The organism is Neorhizobium sp. IRS_2294 (assembly GCF_050500145.1).
Lineage (GTDB): Bacteria > Pseudomonadota > Alphaproteobacteria > Rhizobiales > Rhizobiaceae > Neorhizobium > Neorhizobium soli.
The window spans coordinates 2,690,428-2,705,873 of record NZ_CP191439.1; the positions used below are offsets into that span (position 1 = coordinate 2,690,428).

Annotated in this window: 12 protein-coding genes; 3 read left to right on the forward strand and 9 right to left on the reverse strand. The window is 60.2% G+C overall.

Going from position 1 to position 15,446, the window contains the following annotated elements; translation table 11 throughout:
* Window positions 1–90: 90 nt before the first annotated feature.
* A complete protein-coding gene (gene mnmA / locus ACQY1K_RS13070) occupies window positions 91–1,287 on the reverse strand; it encodes a tRNA 2-thiouridine(34) synthase MnmA (RefSeq protein WP_062582443.1) in 1,197 nt (398 codons plus the stop codon).
* 178 nt (window positions 1,288–1,465) lie between these two features.
* Complete coding sequence (locus ACQY1K_RS13075; RefSeq protein ID WP_430257563.1) at window positions 1,466–2,599, reverse strand: mechanosensitive ion channel family protein; 1,134 nt, start codon at window positions 2,597–2,599, stop codon at window positions 1,466–1,468.
* Between the two features lie 106 nt (window positions 2,600–2,705).
* Here ACQY1K_RS13075 and ACQY1K_RS13080 point away from each other — a divergent pair, with 106 nt between their 5' ends.
* Window positions 2,706–3,146: a DUF1810 domain-containing protein gene (locus ACQY1K_RS13080; RefSeq protein WP_113109802.1), complete on the forward strand. Its 441-nt coding sequence runs from the start codon at window positions 2,706–2,708 to the stop codon at window positions 3,144–3,146.
* On the opposite strand, the gene ACQY1K_RS13085 is transcribed toward ACQY1K_RS13080, so the two are convergent.
* The 3 genes from ACQY1K_RS13085 to ACQY1K_RS13095 form a co-directional block, all read right to left on the reverse strand.
* On the reverse strand, window positions 3,147–4,220 hold the full coding sequence (locus ACQY1K_RS13085; RefSeq protein ID WP_062460715.1) for a Tim44 domain-containing protein: 1,074 nt from the start codon (window positions 4,218–4,220) through the stop codon (window positions 3,147–3,149).
* A gap of 244 nt (window positions 4,221–4,464) precedes the next feature.
* A complete protein-coding gene (serA, locus tag ACQY1K_RS13090; RefSeq protein WP_062460720.1) occupies window positions 4,465–6,060 on the reverse strand; it encodes a phosphoglycerate dehydrogenase in 1,596 nt (531 codons plus the stop codon).
* A gap of 91 nt (window positions 6,061–6,151) precedes the next feature.
* Window positions 6,152–7,330, reverse strand: coding sequence for a phosphoserine transaminase (locus ACQY1K_RS13095; RefSeq protein WP_430257564.1), 1,179 nt, complete (start codon window positions 7,328–7,330; stop codon window positions 6,152–6,154).
* A gap of 367 nt (window positions 7,331–7,697) precedes the next feature.
* On the opposite strand from ACQY1K_RS13095, the gene ACQY1K_RS13100 reads away from it, so the two are divergent.
* On the forward strand, window positions 7,698–7,961 hold the full coding sequence (locus tag ACQY1K_RS13100) for a hypothetical protein (protein WP_062461833.1): 264 nt from the start codon (window positions 7,698–7,700) through the stop codon (window positions 7,959–7,961).
* A 23-nt stretch (window positions 7,962–7,984) separates the two neighbouring features.
* Here the strand turns inward: ACQY1K_RS13100 and ACQY1K_RS13105 are convergent, their stop codons facing one another.
* Together ACQY1K_RS13105 and ACQY1K_RS13110 are read right to left on the reverse strand one after the other, a co-directional pair.
* Window positions 7,985–8,284, reverse strand: a complete 300-nt coding sequence (locus tag ACQY1K_RS13105) for a hypothetical protein (RefSeq protein WP_062460726.1) — start codon at window positions 8,282–8,284, stop codon at window positions 7,985–7,987.
* Between the two features lie 264 nt (window positions 8,285–8,548).
* The gene (locus ACQY1K_RS13110; protein ID WP_174196167.1) at window positions 8,549–9,382 is read right to left on the reverse strand and encodes an outer membrane protein; all 834 of its coding nucleotides are present in this window, start codon (window positions 9,380–9,382) and stop codon (window positions 8,549–8,551) included.
* A gap of 549 nt (window positions 9,383–9,931) precedes the next feature.
* On the opposite strand from ACQY1K_RS13110, the gene ACQY1K_RS13115 reads away from it, so the two are divergent.
* Window positions 9,932–11,767 carry a glycoside hydrolase family 15 protein gene (locus ACQY1K_RS13115; protein ID WP_430257565.1) on the forward strand — a complete coding sequence of 612 codons (1,836 nt, stop codon included), beginning with the start codon at window positions 9,932–9,934 and terminating at the stop codon, window positions 11,765–11,767.
* A 73-nt stretch (window positions 11,768–11,840) separates the two neighbouring features.
* Here the strand turns inward: ACQY1K_RS13115 and glmM are convergent, their stop codons facing one another.
* Together glmM and ftsH are read right to left on the reverse strand one after the other, a co-directional pair.
* Entirely contained in the window at window positions 11,841–13,196 is a 1,356-nt protein-coding gene (gene glmM, locus ACQY1K_RS13120; protein WP_062460737.1) for a phosphoglucosamine mutase, read from the reverse strand.
* 252 nt (window positions 13,197–13,448) lie between these two features.
* A complete protein-coding gene (gene ftsH, locus ACQY1K_RS13125; RefSeq protein ID WP_062461836.1) occupies window positions 13,449–15,383 on the reverse strand; it encodes an ATP-dependent zinc metalloprotease FtsH in 1,935 nt (644 codons plus the stop codon).
* Between the last annotated feature and the right edge of the window lie 63 nt (window positions 15,384–15,446).

Sequence of the window (15,446 nt, forward strand, 5' to 3'; positions counted from 1 at the left end):
TCAAGCGCAGGATGGGAGAAAAACGGCGAGATTTGAACCGCTATTTTCCCGATCCCTCGTTCATTCTCCAGGCCGAATAAAACCGGTCTTTCAAGCGGCTACAGGGGTCGCCAGAAGCGCCCGCAACGATGCCTCGGCATCGGCCGCCCGTTCGGACCGCTCGACGAAGCCGCCGCCGTGAACGCGCGCATCGGCACCTTCTGCCGAATAGAGGACGCAGGCCTGACCGGGGGCTACGCCCTGCTCTCCGAACGCCAGATCGACATAGACGCCCAGCTCGTCCGTATGCAGCGTGGCAGGTGTCGGCGGGCGCGTCGAACGCACCTTGGCAAAGCACGCAAAGCCGTTGCCCGCATCATCCTGCAGCGTCCCGTCGCCGATCCAGTTGACGTCGCGCAGATAGACGCGGTGCGTATCGAGCGCTTCCTTGGGACCTACGATGACGCGGCGCGAGCGGGCGTCCAGATAAACCACGTAAAGCGGCTCGCCTGTCGCAACGCCCAAACCCTTGCGCTGACCGATCGTGTAATGAACGATCCCCTCGTGGCGGCCCAGCACGCGGCCGTCCATGTGGACGATATCGCCCACCAAAGCCGAGTTCGGTTTCACCTTGGCGATGATATCGGCATATTTGCCGGCGGGGACGAAACAGATATCCTGGCTGTCGGCCTTCTTGGCAACCACCAGCCCCATGTCTTCGGCCAGCTCGCGCACCTGCGCCTTGCCCATGCCACCCAACGGAAAGCGCAGGTAGTCGATCTGCTCCTGCGTTGTCGCAAACAGGAACCAGCTCTGGTCGCGGTCGGCATCGATCGGCCTGAACAGCGCACGGCGGCCCGGATTGTCGGCCGTGGGGTTCGGCGCCGAACGGATGTAATGGCCGGTCGCCAGTGCATCGGCCCCGAGCTCGCGCGCGGTCGCCAACAGATCGGCAAACTTGACCGTCTGGTTGCAGGCAACGCAAGGCACCGGCGTTTCGCCCATCGCATAGGCTTCGGCAAACGGATTGATCACCGTCTCGCGGAAACGCTTCTCGTAGTCGAGAACGTAATGCGGAATGCCAAGCGTTTCGCAGACCCGGCGGGCATCGTCGATATCCTGGCCGGCGCAGCAGGACCCTGCCCTATGCACGGCCGCGCCGTGATCATAGAGCTGAAGCGTGATCCCGATCACGTCATAGCCTTCGCGCTTCAACAGCCCGGCCACGACGGAGGAATCCACGCCGCCCGACATGGCGACCACGACGCGCGTATCTTCCGGCTTCTTGTCAAAATCCAGCGTATTCACGGGGTACTTTCTTAAAGTCTCTCAGGCCGCGGCAGCAAGCACGCCGGCAGAGTGGCACCAGATGTGCGGGATCGTCCGCGCAAAGGCTTTCAGAAAGAGGATATAGAAAGGAATGAGCTGGCGCGCAAGAGAAGCCCGTTCACCCCATCTGTGCCCTCAGTGTCAGAGAGCAGCAACATCAGGACTGGAAGTTCGCGTGACGCAGGGCCGTATCCGCGACGGCGCCGTTTGCGTGCCCGTTGCTGTTGCTCGCACCTTCGGCCCTTAGACGAGGCAGCGCTGCCGGATATTCCCGCTGAACGAAGTTGATGATCTTCTCGCGCATCTCGCAACGCATGTCGAACGTCTTCGGCGCGTTGTTGGCGGAGATCAGGATCCGGATCTCCATCACGCTTTCCTTGAAATCCGTCACCTGAACATTGACCACGCGCCTGTCCCAGATCTTCGACTCATTGGCGATTTCCTCGACCCTGCGCCTGATGGCGCTGACGGGAACGGAATAGTCGAGATAGATCATCACGGTGCCAATCAGGGCCGAACCTTCGCGGGTCCAGTTCTGGAACGGATTCTCGATGAAATAGGAGAGCGGCAGGATCATGCGCCGCCAGTCCCACAGCTTCACCACCACATAAGTCGAGGTGATTTCCTCGACATTGCCCCACTCCCCTTCGACGATCAGCGCATCGTCGATGCGGATCGGCTGCGTGATGGCAAGCTGGATGCCGGCAAAGATGTTTTTAAGCATGGGCTGCAGGGCAAGACCCAGCACGATACCGGCGACACCGGCGGAGGCGAGCACGCTGACGCCGTATTGCTGGACGGCCGGGAAGGTCATCAGCATCGCGGCGACCGTGACGATGACGATCATCGCGCCGGCAATGCGCTCGGCAATCCGCGACTGGGTCACGTGGGTGCGGGCAAGAAGGTTGTCTTCCGCATCCAGCTTGAAGCGGCGCAGATAGACCGTCATCCAAATATGCAAAGCCGTCTTTGCGACCCAGCCGAGCACGAGGATGAAACCCAGCAGCAGCACATGCCGGATGATTTCGGCGGGTCGAGCCGCAAGCGGTGCGATAGATGATGCAAACGATACAGTGAATGTCAGAACCGTCAAACGCATCGGCCGGCGCCCGCGCGACACCAGCGATCGCCAGAACAGGTCCTTGTCTTCCACCAGCCGCTTGAAGATACCGAACGCGAAACGGTGGATCGCCAGACCAATCAGGACCGCGCCCACGAGAAGGCCGACGCTCACCATCCAGTTCGGCAGCCAGTCGGTATATTGACGAAACTCTGTAATCAAAAAATCCATCCAACCGATTTAGGGTGCAGTGCAGCATGAAACACCCCTGCCGCAAAAATTTCACAGTTGCGGTGTCTTCATGGCGGCCGTTGGGAGATGATGCGAGGAGCGCGGCATGACTGTCGATAACGGAAAATCCGACCTGACCCGGTTCGTGGATGCACAAGACCCGGTCTACGCGCAGGTCATGAGCGAACTGCGAAACGGCCGTAAAGAGTCGCACTGGATGTGGTACATTTTCCCGCAGATCGCCGGTCTTGGTCCCTCGATCATGTCACAACGCTTCGCACTTACCTCTCTGGAAGAAGCCCAGACCTATCTCGACCATCCGGTGCTTGGACCACGTCTCCTCGAATGCACGCACGCCATGCTTCCGCATGAAGGACTTTCGGCGCGCACCATCCTCGGGTCCCCCGACGACATGAAGTTTCGCAGTTCGATGACGCTGTTCGATAAAGCCGCAACAGAAAAGGGCTCGCCTTTCGAGCGAGCCCTTGAGAAATTCTTCGGCGGGCAGCGCGACGACAAGACGATCGCGCTGCTCGGGATCTGCTGATCAGGCAGCCGACTGGATGGCCGAAACCTTCCAGTCATTGGCGGGCTTGCGCACGAAGGTCCAGATCTCGACCGTTTCCGTGACGGCATTCGGATCACCTTCGGCGACAGCGCCGGTGTTGCGATCGCTGAGGAAGTCGACGCTCGAGTAGCGCATCGCAACCGTTGCGTATTCCTGGCCGTTTTCGCGCCAAGCTTCCGAAAGGTCGCCCTGCAACAGGGTCACGTCGCGGACTTCGTTCTTCACGCCATTGGTGGCGTTTTCACCAAGCTCTTCGGCCAGATAGGACATGGCTTCCGGCGTGGTGAGATTGCGAAGCTTCGCGTAGTCTTCCGCGCCATAGGCAGCCTGGACATCCGTCAGCATCTTTTCAAACAGGCCGAGATCGCGACCGGTGATACCGACTTCATCCGTATCGGGACCCGCCTGACGCGGAGCAGACGCAGCCTGCGTGGCACCGAAGCCACCCATCGCACCGCCGCCAGAACCGATCTTAGGGATCTGGAAGCCGCCACCGTTGTTCTGCGGTGCCTGATAGGCATGGTTGTTGTTGTCACGGCTGTTACCGCCGAAACCGTTATCGCGCGCGTTGCCGGCAGGACCCGCCGGGTGCTGCTGCTGGCGACGACGGGCGAAGAAGCGGAAGGCCAGCATGGCAAGACCCGCAATCAGCGCGATCTGCAACAGCATGCCGAACATGCCGGCCATACCGCCAAAACCGTTGCCCATCATCATGCCGAACAGGCCACCGAGAGCCAGACCGCCGAGAAGACCACCAGCCATGCCGCCGAACAGGCCACGACGCGGCTGAGCCGCCTGGGCGCCTGCGCCGTTAGCAGGAGACGCTGCGTTCTGCTGCGTGTTGGGCGTCATCGAACGATTGATGCCGGTCGCCGTGCCCGGTGCCGTGTTCGTGGTCGGCGGCGGTGCGAATGTGCGTGTACCGCGGCTGCCGAAGCTGGAACCGCCGCCGGCGCGGCGCGCCTCCGCCATATCGACGGCTGTTAGCGAAACTGCCATTCCGACCGCGAAGATCGCGAAGAGTTTCTGGAAACGCCGAAGCTTGGATAACATTGGTTTCTCCTCTGGCCGCCCGATGCGGTCGTGATCCTAGATATAGAGAGTGGCAGGCGAGAATTTTAGAGCCACCACAATCTTTTCCCGCCGAAGTAGATATCGGACGATGAAACGGGAGCCAAGCGATGCAAATACAACCAGCGGGAGATTTAGCGTATGGACCGATCACAACGGCTTGATCACAACGAAAAAGCCCGGCACGCTGGTACCGGGCTTTGTCTTGGTCATCCGGGAGGATGGTTTATTCGACGTTGAAGACTAGCTGGCGGGCCTGACGGATCGCCGGGTTGGCGGTCAGGCGGGCGAGCACGTCGTTCGAGACCGGACCATCGACATAAAGCAGCGCGATCGCATCGCCGCCATCCTTCTCGCGGCCGAGATGGAAGTTGGCGATGTTGACGCCGGCATCACCGAGAGTGGTGCCCATGAAGCCGATCATGCCAGGTACGTCGGTATTGGAGATGTAGACCATGTTGGCGCCGACATCGGCGTCCATGTTGATGCCCTTGATCTGGATGAACCGCGGCTTGCCATCGGAAAACACGGTGCCGGCGACGGAACGGCTCTGCTTGTCGGTGGTGACCGTCAGCTTGATGTAGCCGTCATAGACACCGGTCTTGTCGCGCTTGACCTCGGACAGGACGATGCCCTTTTCCTTGATCATGATCGGCGCGGAAACCATGTTCACGTCTGCCACCTGATTACGGATCAAACCAGCCAGAAGCGCGGAGGTGAGCGCCTTGGTGTTCATTCCGGCCGTTGCGCCATCAAACAGGATCTCGATTTCCTTGATCGGATCTTCCGTGACCTGACCAACGAAGGCACCGAGAACATCGGCAAGACGGATGAACGGCTTCAGGATCGGTGCTTCTTCAGCGGTGATCGAGGGCATGTTGATGGCGTTGGAAACGGCACCCTTGACCAGATAGTCCGACATCTGTTCAGCCACCTGCAGCGCAACGTTCTCCTGGGCTTCCGTGGTGGAGGCGCCCAGATGCGGCGTGCACACGACGTTGTCGAGGCCAAACAGCGGGCTTTCCGTCGCAGGCTCGACTTCGAACACGTCGAAACCGGCACCGGCGACATGGCCGGACTTGATGGCTTCTGCAAGCGCTGCCTCATCGACGAGACCGCCGCGGGCGCAGTTGATGATCCGCACGCCCTTCTTGGTCTTGGCAAGGTTTTCCTTGCCGAGAATGCCGCGGGTCTTGTCGGTCATCGGAACATGCAGGGTGATGAAGTCGGCGCGCGCCAGTAGATCGTCCAGCTCGACCTTCTCGACGCCCATGTCCAGCGCGCGTTCAGCCGAGAGGAAGGGGTCGTATGCGATGACATGCATGCCGATGCCGATCGCCTTCTTGCAGACGATGCCGCCGATATTGCCGGCGCCGATGACGCCAAGCGTCTTGCCGGTGATTTCGACACCCATGAACTTCGACTTTTCCCACTTGCCGGCCTGCGTCGAGGCATCGGCCTGCGGCAACTGCCGGGCAACGGCAAACATCAGCGCGATCGCGTGTTCAGCCGTCGTGATCGAGTTGCCGAACGGCGTGTTCATGACGATGATGCCGCGCTTCGAGGCAGCCGGGATGTCGACATTGTCGACGCCGATACCGGCGCGGCCGATGACCTTGAGGTTGGTCGCAGCAGCGATCAGCTTCTCGGTCGCCTTTGTGGCGGAACGGATGGCGAGGCCATCGTAATTGCCGATGATTTCGGCGAGCTTGTCCTTGTCCTTGCCGAGCTTCGGCTGGAAATCGACTTCGACGCCGCGATCGCGAAAGATCTGGACAGCGGTTTCGGAGAGTTCGTCGGATACGAGAACGCGAGGTGCCATGGGTTGGGCTCCTGATAAGGGGTGTAATCTCTAAATGCGGATGAAACGGTGCCGCGTCCCTAGACGGGTGAGCGGCGGCACCGGAATTCGATCAGGCAGCGGCCTTGGACAGCGCGGCCTTCTGCGTTTCGAACGCATAGGTGAGCCACGGCATCAGCGCCTTCATGTCCGCCTCTTCGACGGTGGCGCCAGCCCAGATGCGCAAGCCCGACGGTGCGTCGCGGTAAGCGCCGACGTCGAGTGCGACGCCTTCCTTTTCGAGGATCGAGGTCACGCCCTTGGCAAAGGCTGCCTGTGCGTCAGCGTCGAGAGCGGCGATGTCGGCATCGGCGATCTTCAGGCAGACCGAGGTGTTAGAGCGGGTCTCATCGACCTGCGCCAGATTGGCGATCCAGTCGTTGGAAGCCACGAAATCGAAGATCACCTTCGCATTGGCGTCGGCACGGGCAATCAGCGCCTTCAAGCCACCGAGCGACTTCGCCCATTGCAGCGCATCGATATAATCCTCGACGCAGAGCATCGACGGCGTGTTGATCGTCTCACCCTTGAAGATGCCTTCGGAAATCTTCCCGCCGGATGTCATGCGGAAGATTTTTGGAAGCGGCCACGCCGGGACGTAGCTTTCAAGACGGGCGACAGCGCGCGGCGACAGGATGATCATGCCGTGGCCGCCCTCGCCGCCCAGCACCTTCTGCCAGGAGAAGGTGGTGACATCGAGCTTGGAGAAATCGAGGTCCTGCGCAAATGCGGCCGACGTTGCGTCGCAGATGGTGAGGCCCTTGCGGTCATCAGGGATGAAGTCGGCATTCGGAACGCGAACGCCCGAGGTCGTGCCGTTCCAGGTGAAGACCACGTCACGGTCGAAATCGATAGTGGAAAGATCGGGAAGAACGCCGTAATCGGCCTCGATCTTGCGGACATCCTTCAGCTTCAGCTGCTTGACCACGTCGGTGACCCAGCCGGCACCAAAACTTTCCCAGGCGACCATGTCGACGCCACGTTCGCCAAGCAGCGACCACATCGCCATTTCGACGGCGCCGGTGTCGGATGCGGGAACGATGCCGATACGGTAATCGGCCGGAACGTTCAGAACTTCACGGGTGATATCGATGGCCTGCTTGAGCTTGTCCTTGCCAACCTTGGCGCGGTGCGAACGACCGAGCGGGGCATCGGAGAGAGCGTCGAGCGACCAACCGGGGCGCTTCGAGCAAGGGCCAGAAGAAAAATGGGCGTTATTCGGACGCAGGTCCGGCTTTGCGGCATTGGCCATATGTATACCCTTCCAGGTAATTGGCTCCTCGTTGGGGAGGAGTGTCCCGCCGCCGTGGATAGTGGAAAGATGAGAAAAGCGCAAGTGGAAATGGGTTTCTGGAGAGTGCGGCTAGCAAGATCGCGCTGATGGAGCCGGAGTAGCACAAGACCGGGATCGGTCTGCTAGCATATGTTTGATATGCCGATTCCCCGACTGATCACCCTTGCAAAGTTCAAAGACTATCGCGCCAATACTGTCGAAATGGCGTGCAGCCCTGCAACGTCAGTGCGTCTTCAGCAATATGAGTCTGAAGCCCGCAGCCTATCGGGAAACTTTTCTCCGCCCAGGCTGTTTGACAGCTTACCTACAAATCCAGGAGCAGACCATGAAACGCTTTCTTGTACTGGCTGCAGCAGGCCTCCTCACGGCCTGCTCGACATCACAGGTCGACCTTTCCCCCATCCCCGGGAGCATCACATACAAAGGGCAGCCTCACACGCGGCTGAAAAACGCACCGGTGGGCAGCAGGATACCCCATGAATTTCGCAACCAGTTCGGTGAACGGATCAGCGAAACTTACGTCATCGAACCTGATCGTAGCCTGCGCATAATCGACAGACATAGGATCGACGGTCCGTTCGATGACTGACCGTCGATCATACTCACCTGTTGTCAGTAACGTGGCCGACGTCTTGGATCGCAATCCTGGCGATCAAGCCTGTCGATGTCGTCGATCACGCCTCTGCCTCCGTGCAACGCGAGGCAGGTTCGGCCGTCGAACATGAGTGCGTAGCTGCCGCGCCGGTCCGAAATGCGTCCAACATCGCGAAAGCCCTGGTCGCGCAGATCGTCTTTCACGGCATTGATGCGCTGTCCAACGTAGTCATCAAGGTATCTCTGGGCCGATGCCGAACCGGCAAACGCTGATAATGCAACGCCAGCTACAACCGCCGAAACAAAATACTTCTTCATTCATCCTCTCCCACAGCGCGATCAAAATCGCGTTTATCGACATTTCGGGCGGAGAGTGCGTTCGTCAAGAGTTCGTGATCGGCTGCCGATGCGGTTGGTGCTGTGACCGGGCTCTACCGCGCAGTCCTCGTAACGCTCCCGGTGTCCCAGTGAGATGACAGGGCGAAGCAGCGGGGCCAAACGGAAATTCGTCTTCGTCTGGGCCGCCAAACGACAAAAGGCCGCCGGGAAGGCGACCCTTTTTTCTCGAGATCGAGATGAAGCTTACTTGTAGACCAGCGGAGCCGGTTCCGGCTCGTAGGCGACGGGTGTCGCGCAGCCGCCGAAGACGTAGCGAGCGCCAAGGCGTGCTTCGTGGCTGTAGAAGCCCTTGTCGCGGCCCGGGCCACCATTCGAGGCGTAACCGAACATGTCGCCGCCGTCGACATAGCGGAAGCGGTAGCCGACATCGGCCTTGACGTTGCAGGTCACGTCGATGGTCGCGCCAGCCATCAGGGCACCGGTCGCGCGCCACGAGCCCTTGCCGCCGTGTTCAACCGAATCATCGCACAGCGCCGGGTTTCCGGTGGCGCAGGACGTGTTGCGCAGCTTGTCCCATTTCACGTAGGTCGCACCGATACCGGCGCCGACATAGGGCGTGAAATACGCATAGGTGCCGAGGTCGACATAGACGTTGGCGAGAAGGCTATACGCCCTCATCGAGGCGCGATCCTTGGAAATGCAGTCCGTCGCCACGCCGCAACTGCCGCTTGTCGACCCCTCGAAGTCGCTCTTCGTCAGGTAATCGAATGTCACGTCCGAGCGCAGGTAGTTGTTGATCTGGTAACCGACACCACCGCCGAACGTGAAGCTGTCGTCGATGTCAGTCGACCGGAAATCCGTTTCGCTTTCCGAGCTGCCGCCCTGAAAGAACTTGGCGCCGCGCAGCTTGTTGAAGGAATAACCGACGTCGCCGCGCAGGTACCACCCGGTCGACTCCTGAACGGTCACTTCCGGTGCATCCTGAAAGGCTTCCGGCTGCGGCTGATAGACATCCGCGGAATAGGCAACGGTGGTCGTCAGCAAGAACGCCATCGTGGCTGCTAGGCACTTCTTCATGGCTCATCTCCAAGCTTGTCGCGTCAATGGCAGGCACGACGCCCGGCCACCTCTTTGACAATGAAGAATGAAGAAAAAAGGTTAAATGCTGATTAACTATAACCCCAGCAAGGTTATATTCGTGAAGATTTGCGGTTAACAGCACACTGCTCTTAACGACATGTTCACATTATATAAGTGAATTCTAAAAAATTATCGGCGAATTTTTCGTGAATGACGCCCTCGCCTGCCGCCCACTCGCGTCGGTCAGCCTTCCCGGTCCGCTTTGGCTTTGCGTTTCAGCTCGGCCACGGATCGAAGATGGTCGGCGAGCGCAGTCCTCAGTTTCTCCTGCTCATGCCTTGCTACAAGTTTGACCGCTGCCCTGCGGACAGCTTCGATTTTCACGTGCTGCATCTCTTCCATCCCGTCCTTGCGGGAAAGAGAACGCACCATCTCGAAGTTCGATCCCTAAAAAATCAGGGGTAACTTCTTGGCGAGCCAAGACGTTATCGGCGAACCGATCTGCTGCTTCGGAGTTGTCCGTTCTGCATAGGAAAGGGTCAGGTTTTGACACAACTGAATACCGATACTGGGAAATCATTGGCGATCCACGCCGACGTGCCGCGACCGATCGCCGAACATGGTGCGGTCGGCAATCTGAGAACCCTGGCGCTGGTTGCGCGCGATGGTGCGATCGATTTTCTCTGCTGGCCGGATCTGGACAGTCCCAGCATCTTCGCCGCACTCCTCGATCCGGAAAAGGGCGGCGCGTTCGAGCTTTCGCCTGACATCGACGATGCCCGTCGTCTGCAGATGTATATCCCCGAGACCAACGTCCTCCTCACCCGCTGGCTCGGACAGCACCAGAGCGCCGAAGTGGTCGATCTGATGCCGGTGCCAAAAACCGAGGACGGGGTGGAGAACCTGATCCGCCGGGTTGAAGTCACCCGCGGCGAGATGACGTTTTCGCTGCGTTGCTGGCCGCGCTTCGACTATGCGCGCAAGGTGCCCGAGGTCACGGTCGACGGCGGCGTTTCAACGTTCCGCTGCGGTGATTTCACCCTTCGCCTCTCGGGCCCGGTGACCTTCGAAAAGGAAGACGGCGGTGTCAGCGCCACGTTTTCATTGAAAGCCGGAGAGACGGCCGACTTTGTTCTGGACGGAAATGACGGCGACGTCTGGGACAAGGACGCTGTCAGCGCTGCAATCGCGGACGCCATAGAATACTGGCAGGGCTGGGCAAAACGCTCGACCTATACCGGTCGCTGGCGCTCCTCCGTCACCCGCTCGGCACTGGCGCTCAAGCTTTTGACCTCGCAAAAGAACGGTTCCATCGCCGCAGCGGGCACATTCGGTTTGCCCGAAGCTCCGGGCGGCCCGCGAAACTGGGATTACCGTGCGACCTGGATCCGGGATGCCTCCTTCACGATCTACGCGCTGATGCGCCTTGGCTATCAGGACGAAGCGAACGCATTTTCCCATTGGCTCGTCGACAGGACGGACCGGTCGCCAGGTGGGGAAATACAGATCATGTACAATCTCGATGGCAGTCGCGTCGACACCGAACAGGAACTCGACCACCTCTCGGGCTATGGTGGCGCCAAACCCATCCGCGTCGGCAACAACGCAGCTGAACAGATCCAGCTGGACATCTACGGCGAGCTTCTCGATTCGGTCTATATCAGCAACAAATACGGCGAGGCGATCTCCCACGACAACTGGAATGCTGTCCGGCGCATCGTCGACCACGTCTGCGACATCTGGCAGGACGCCGATGCCGGCATCTGGGAAATCCGCAGCGAGCCGCAGGAACATCTGCATTCCCGGCTCATGTGCTGGGTCGCGGTGGATCGTGCCATCCGGCTGGCTCAGAAGCGGTCGCTAACAGCTCCGTTCGGACGCTGGGTCGAGGCACGCAATGCCATCAGCGACGACATCTGGGCAAACTTCTGGAATGCCGATCTCGGCCACTTCGTTCATGCCAAGGGGGGCAGTGATCTCGACGCGTCCATGCTGATGATGCCGCTCGTGCGCTTCATCAGCGCCACCGACCCGGCCTGGCTGGCGACGCTCGATGCAATCGGCAACGAACTTGCCGATGATGCGCTCGTCATGCGCTACAAGCGCAAGGACGGCCTGGAAGGCGATGAAGGCTTCTTCGCCGCCTGTTCATTCTGGTATGTGGAGTGCCTCGCCCGCGCCGGTCGCCTGGCGGAAGCCGAGATCAACATGGAAAAGCTGCTTCTGTTCGGCAATCACCTGCAGCTCTACGCGGAAGAATTCGATCCGCGCGGTGAGTTCCTCGGCAACTTCCCGCAGGCCTTTACCCACCTCGCCCTGATCAGCGCCGCCTTCTACCTCGACGGCGCTTTGGACGGCAAGTTCAGGCAGTGGCGGCCGTAACAGCGAACGGCCACAAGGTCGTGGCCCATCCCTCTCCCGTCATAGCCGGGAGAGGCTAGATCCGAACGATCCGTCAGGCCGCTTCCGGTCTGGCGTTGGCAATCACCGTGACGAGATCGCCGACGATGCGCTCCACCTGGGCCCGGTCGTCGCCTTCAGCCATGACACGGATCAGCGGCTCGGTGCCCGACGGGCGAATGACGAGGCGGCCCTTGGTGGCAAGCTCGGCTTCCGCATCCGCGATCGCCTGCCGCACAACGGCGTTTTCCAGCGGCTTGCCACCCGCAAAGCGCACGTTTTTCAAAAGCTGCGGCACTGGCTCGAACCGGCGGCAGACTTCGCTCACCGGGCGATCGAGCCGCTTGACGCGGGCAAGAATCTGCAAGGCTGCGACAAGACCGTCACCGGTGGTGCCGAAATCCGACAGCACGATATGACCGGACTGTTCGCCACCCACGTTGAAATCGTGATTGCGCATGTGCTCGACCACATACCGGTCACCGACCTTGGTGCGCGCAAGCGTCAGGCCCTTGGTCTCCATGAAGCGCTCGAGCCCGAGATTGGACATGACGGTCGCGACAATGCCGCCACCGGTCAGCTTGTCGTCTTCCGCCCAGCTTTCGCCGATAACCGCCATCAGCTGGTCGCCGTCGATGATATCGCCATTCTCGTCGACGATGATGACACGGTCCGCGTCGCCGTCGAGCGCAATGCCGATATCGGAGCGCGTCTCGTGGACCTTGCGCTGCAGCGCCGCCGGGCTGGTTGAGCCGCAATCGAGATTGATGTTGGTGCCGTTCGGCTCGTTGCCGATCGTGACCACTTCGGCGCCGAGCTCCCACAGAGCCAGCGGCGCGACCTTGTAGGCGGCACCATTGGCGCAATCGATCGCGACCCGAAGACCGTGCAGCGTCACGTCACGCGGGAGCGTGCGCTTGGCCTGTTCGATATAACGGTAGATATCGCCCTCGACGCGCTTGGCGCGACCGATATCGGCCGATTTTGCCAGCTGCGAATGGAGGTCGCTGTCGAGCAGATCCTCGATCCGCATTTCCAGCTCATCGGAAAGCTTGTAGCCGTCGGGGCCGAACAGCTTGATGCCGTTATCCTCGAACGGGTTGTGTGAAGCGGAAATCATCACGCCGACATCCGCACGCAGGGAGCGCGTCAGCATGGCAACCGCGGGCGTCGGGATCGGGCCAAGCAAAAACACGTCGAGGCCGGCTGCGGTAAAGCCTGCGACCATGGCATTTTCCAGCATGTAGCCGGAAAGACGAGTATCCTTGCCGATCACCACGCGGTGGCGGTGCGTTCCGTTGCGAAAAATTGTTCCGACGGCAATACCGACGCGCATCGCAAGATCTGGCGTCATCGGATAGACGTTGGAATGCCCGCGGATGCCATCAGTCCCAAAATAGCGGCGTGTCATGTAAGCTCCCTGGTACACGCGCTCTCAAAAGCGCGGTCTTCGCCCGGTTATGTCTGTATGTGCAACATGCCCGAGCGGATCGGCGGCACTGCCGTCCAAGATCGGCTCATGCCACAGTTCATCTGCGTTGGCACCTAAATTACCGTCAAAATCGCTTATATCCCGTTACCGAACCAGTCCCGCTAAGGTCGATAAGCAAAAGCCGCCGCGGATGTTTCCGCAGCGGCTTTAATAGGTTTGATGCAGTAGAGATCAGTGCGGCTGAGGTTCAAGACCGCCTTCGGGCGCATCGCCCTTCGGCTCGTCCTTCTTTGCACCGGCGCTCGGCACAGCCGAACCACGGCTTGGCGTCGAATCGTCGCCAAGGTCGCGCGACGGCTTCTGGCCGAGAATCAGCGCTCTGATTTCGTCACCCGAAAGGGTTTCGTACTCGAGCAGGCCCTCCGCGATGGCCACGAACTGATCGTGGTATTCGGTCAGGATGTGGCGCGCTTCCGTATAGGCTTCGTCGATCAGACGGCGCACTTCGCTATCGATCTTCTGGGCCGTCGATTCGGACACGTTCTTCGACTGCGAAACCGAATGTCCGAGGAAGACTTCCTGCTGGTTTTCACCATAGGCGACCTGACCGAGGATGTCGGAGAAGCCCCACTGGGTGACCATGGCACGCGCAAGCTTGGTCGCCTGCTCGATGTCAGAGGATGCACCGGACGTGATGTTTTCCTTGCCGAATGTCAGTTCTTCGGCAACGCGGCCACCCATCATGATGGTCAGGCGCGACACCATCCACTTGTAGCTCATCGAATAGCGGTCGCCTTCCGGCAACTGCATGACCATGCCGAGCGCACGGCCGCGCGGAATGATCGTCGCCTTGTGCAGCGGATCGGCAACGGCCACCTTGAGGGCGGTGATCGCATGACCGGCTTCGTGATAGGCGGTGAGCTTCTTTTCGGCTTCAGTCATGGCGGACGAGCGACGCTCGGCGCCCATCATGATCTTGTCCTTGGCGTCTTCGAATTCCTGCATGGTGACGAGACGCTTGTTGCGGCGCGCTGCCATCAGGGCAGATTCGTTAACGAGGTTCATGAGGTCGGCACCGGAGAAACCAGGCGTACCACGGGCAAGAACCTTGAGATCCACGTTGGGAGCAAGCGGGACGTTGCGCGCGTGAACCTTGAGGATGCGTTCGCGACCGACGATGTCAGGGTTCGGGACGACGACCTGACGGTCGAAACGGCCTGGACGCAGAAGTGCCGGATCGAGAACGTCGGGACGGTTGGTTGCGGCGATGAGGATGATACCCTCGTTCGCCTCAAAGCCGTCCATCTCGACCAGAAGCTGGTTCAGCGTCTGCTCGCGTTCGTCGTTACCACCGCCGAGGCCTGCGCCACGGTGACGGCCGACGGCGTCGATTTCGTCGATGAAGATGATGCAGGGCGCATTCTTCTTGGCCTGCTCGAACATGTCGCGCACACGGGATGCGCCGACACCGACGAACATTTCCACGAAGTCCGAACCCGAGATCGTGAAGAACGGCACGTTGGCTTCACCCGCGACCGAACGGGCGAGCAGAGTCTTACCGGTACCCGGAGGGCCGACAAGCAGCACACCGCGCGGGATACGACCGCCGAGGCGCTGGAACTTCTGCGGATCGCGCAGGAATTCGACGATTTCCTCGAGGTCGGCCTTGGCTTCGTCGACGCCGGCAACGTCCTCAAACGTGACGCGACCATGCGCTTCGGTCAGAAGCTTCGCCTTCGACTTGCCGAAGCCCATCGCACCGCGTGAGCCACCCTGCATCTGACGCATGAAGAACAGCCAGACACCGAGGATCAGCAGCATCGGCAACAGCGTGCCGATATAGCTCAGGAAGCCAGACGATCCGTCTGTCTCGGGGCGAGCCATGATCGAGACGTTCTTCGACTGAAGACGCTCCATCAGGCTGTCATCGATGACCGGGGAGTATGTCTGGAAATTGGTGCCGTTCTCGGTATAGGTGCCGAGGACACGATTGCCGGTCACGACGACGTCGCGAACGCGGCCGGAATCCACGTCACGCAGGAACTGCGAATACGGAATTTCGCGCGAGGACGTCTGCGACGGCGCCGTCTGGAACATGCTGAACAAAGCGATCAGCAGCAGGGCTATAATGGCCCAGAGGGCAAAATTGCGAAAATTTGGGTTCATCGAACTCCCCAGTATGCCAACGGTCACATCATGGCGACCGCCCTTCTTGGAACCTAACATAGG

What these genes read in the sequence shown, in the direction of transcription:
- ACQY1K_RS13075 (WP_430257563.1), bottom strand. Translation starts at nt 2,599, where the DNA reads ATGGATTTTTTGATTACAGAGTTTCGTCAATATACCGACTGGCTGCCG.
- ACQY1K_RS13080 (WP_113109802.1), top strand. Translation starts at nt 2,706, where the DNA reads ATGACTGTCGATAACGGAAAATCCGACCTGACCCGGTTCGTGGATGCA.
- ACQY1K_RS13085 (WP_062460715.1), bottom strand. Translation starts at nt 4,220, where the DNA reads ATGTTATCCAAGCTTCGGCGTTTCCAGAAACTCTTCGCGATCTTCGCG.
- serA (WP_062460720.1), bottom strand. Translation starts at nt 6,060, where the DNA reads ATGGCACCTCGCGTTCTCGTATCCGACGAACTCTCCGAAACCGCTGTC.
- ACQY1K_RS13095 (WP_430257564.1), bottom strand. Translation starts at nt 7,330, where the DNA reads ATGGCCAATGCCGCAAAGCCGGACCTGCGTCCGAATAACGCCCATTTT.
- ACQY1K_RS13100 (WP_062461833.1), top strand. Translation starts at nt 7,698, where the DNA reads ATGAAACGCTTTCTTGTACTGGCTGCAGCAGGCCTCCTCACGGCCTGC.
- ACQY1K_RS13105 (WP_062460726.1), bottom strand. Translation starts at nt 8,284, where the DNA reads ATGAAGAAGTATTTTGTTTCGGCGGTTGTAGCTGGCGTTGCATTATCA.
- ACQY1K_RS13110 (WP_174196167.1), bottom strand. Translation starts at nt 9,382, where the DNA reads ATGAAGAAGTGCCTAGCAGCCACGATGGCGTTCTTGCTGACGACCACC.
- glmM (WP_062460737.1), bottom strand. Translation starts at nt 13,196, where the DNA reads ATGACACGCCGCTATTTTGGGACTGATGGCATCCGCGGGCATTCCAAC.
- ftsH (WP_062461836.1), bottom strand. Translation starts at nt 15,383, where the DNA reads ATGAACCCAAATTTTCGCAATTTTGCCCTCTGGGCCATTATAGCCCTG.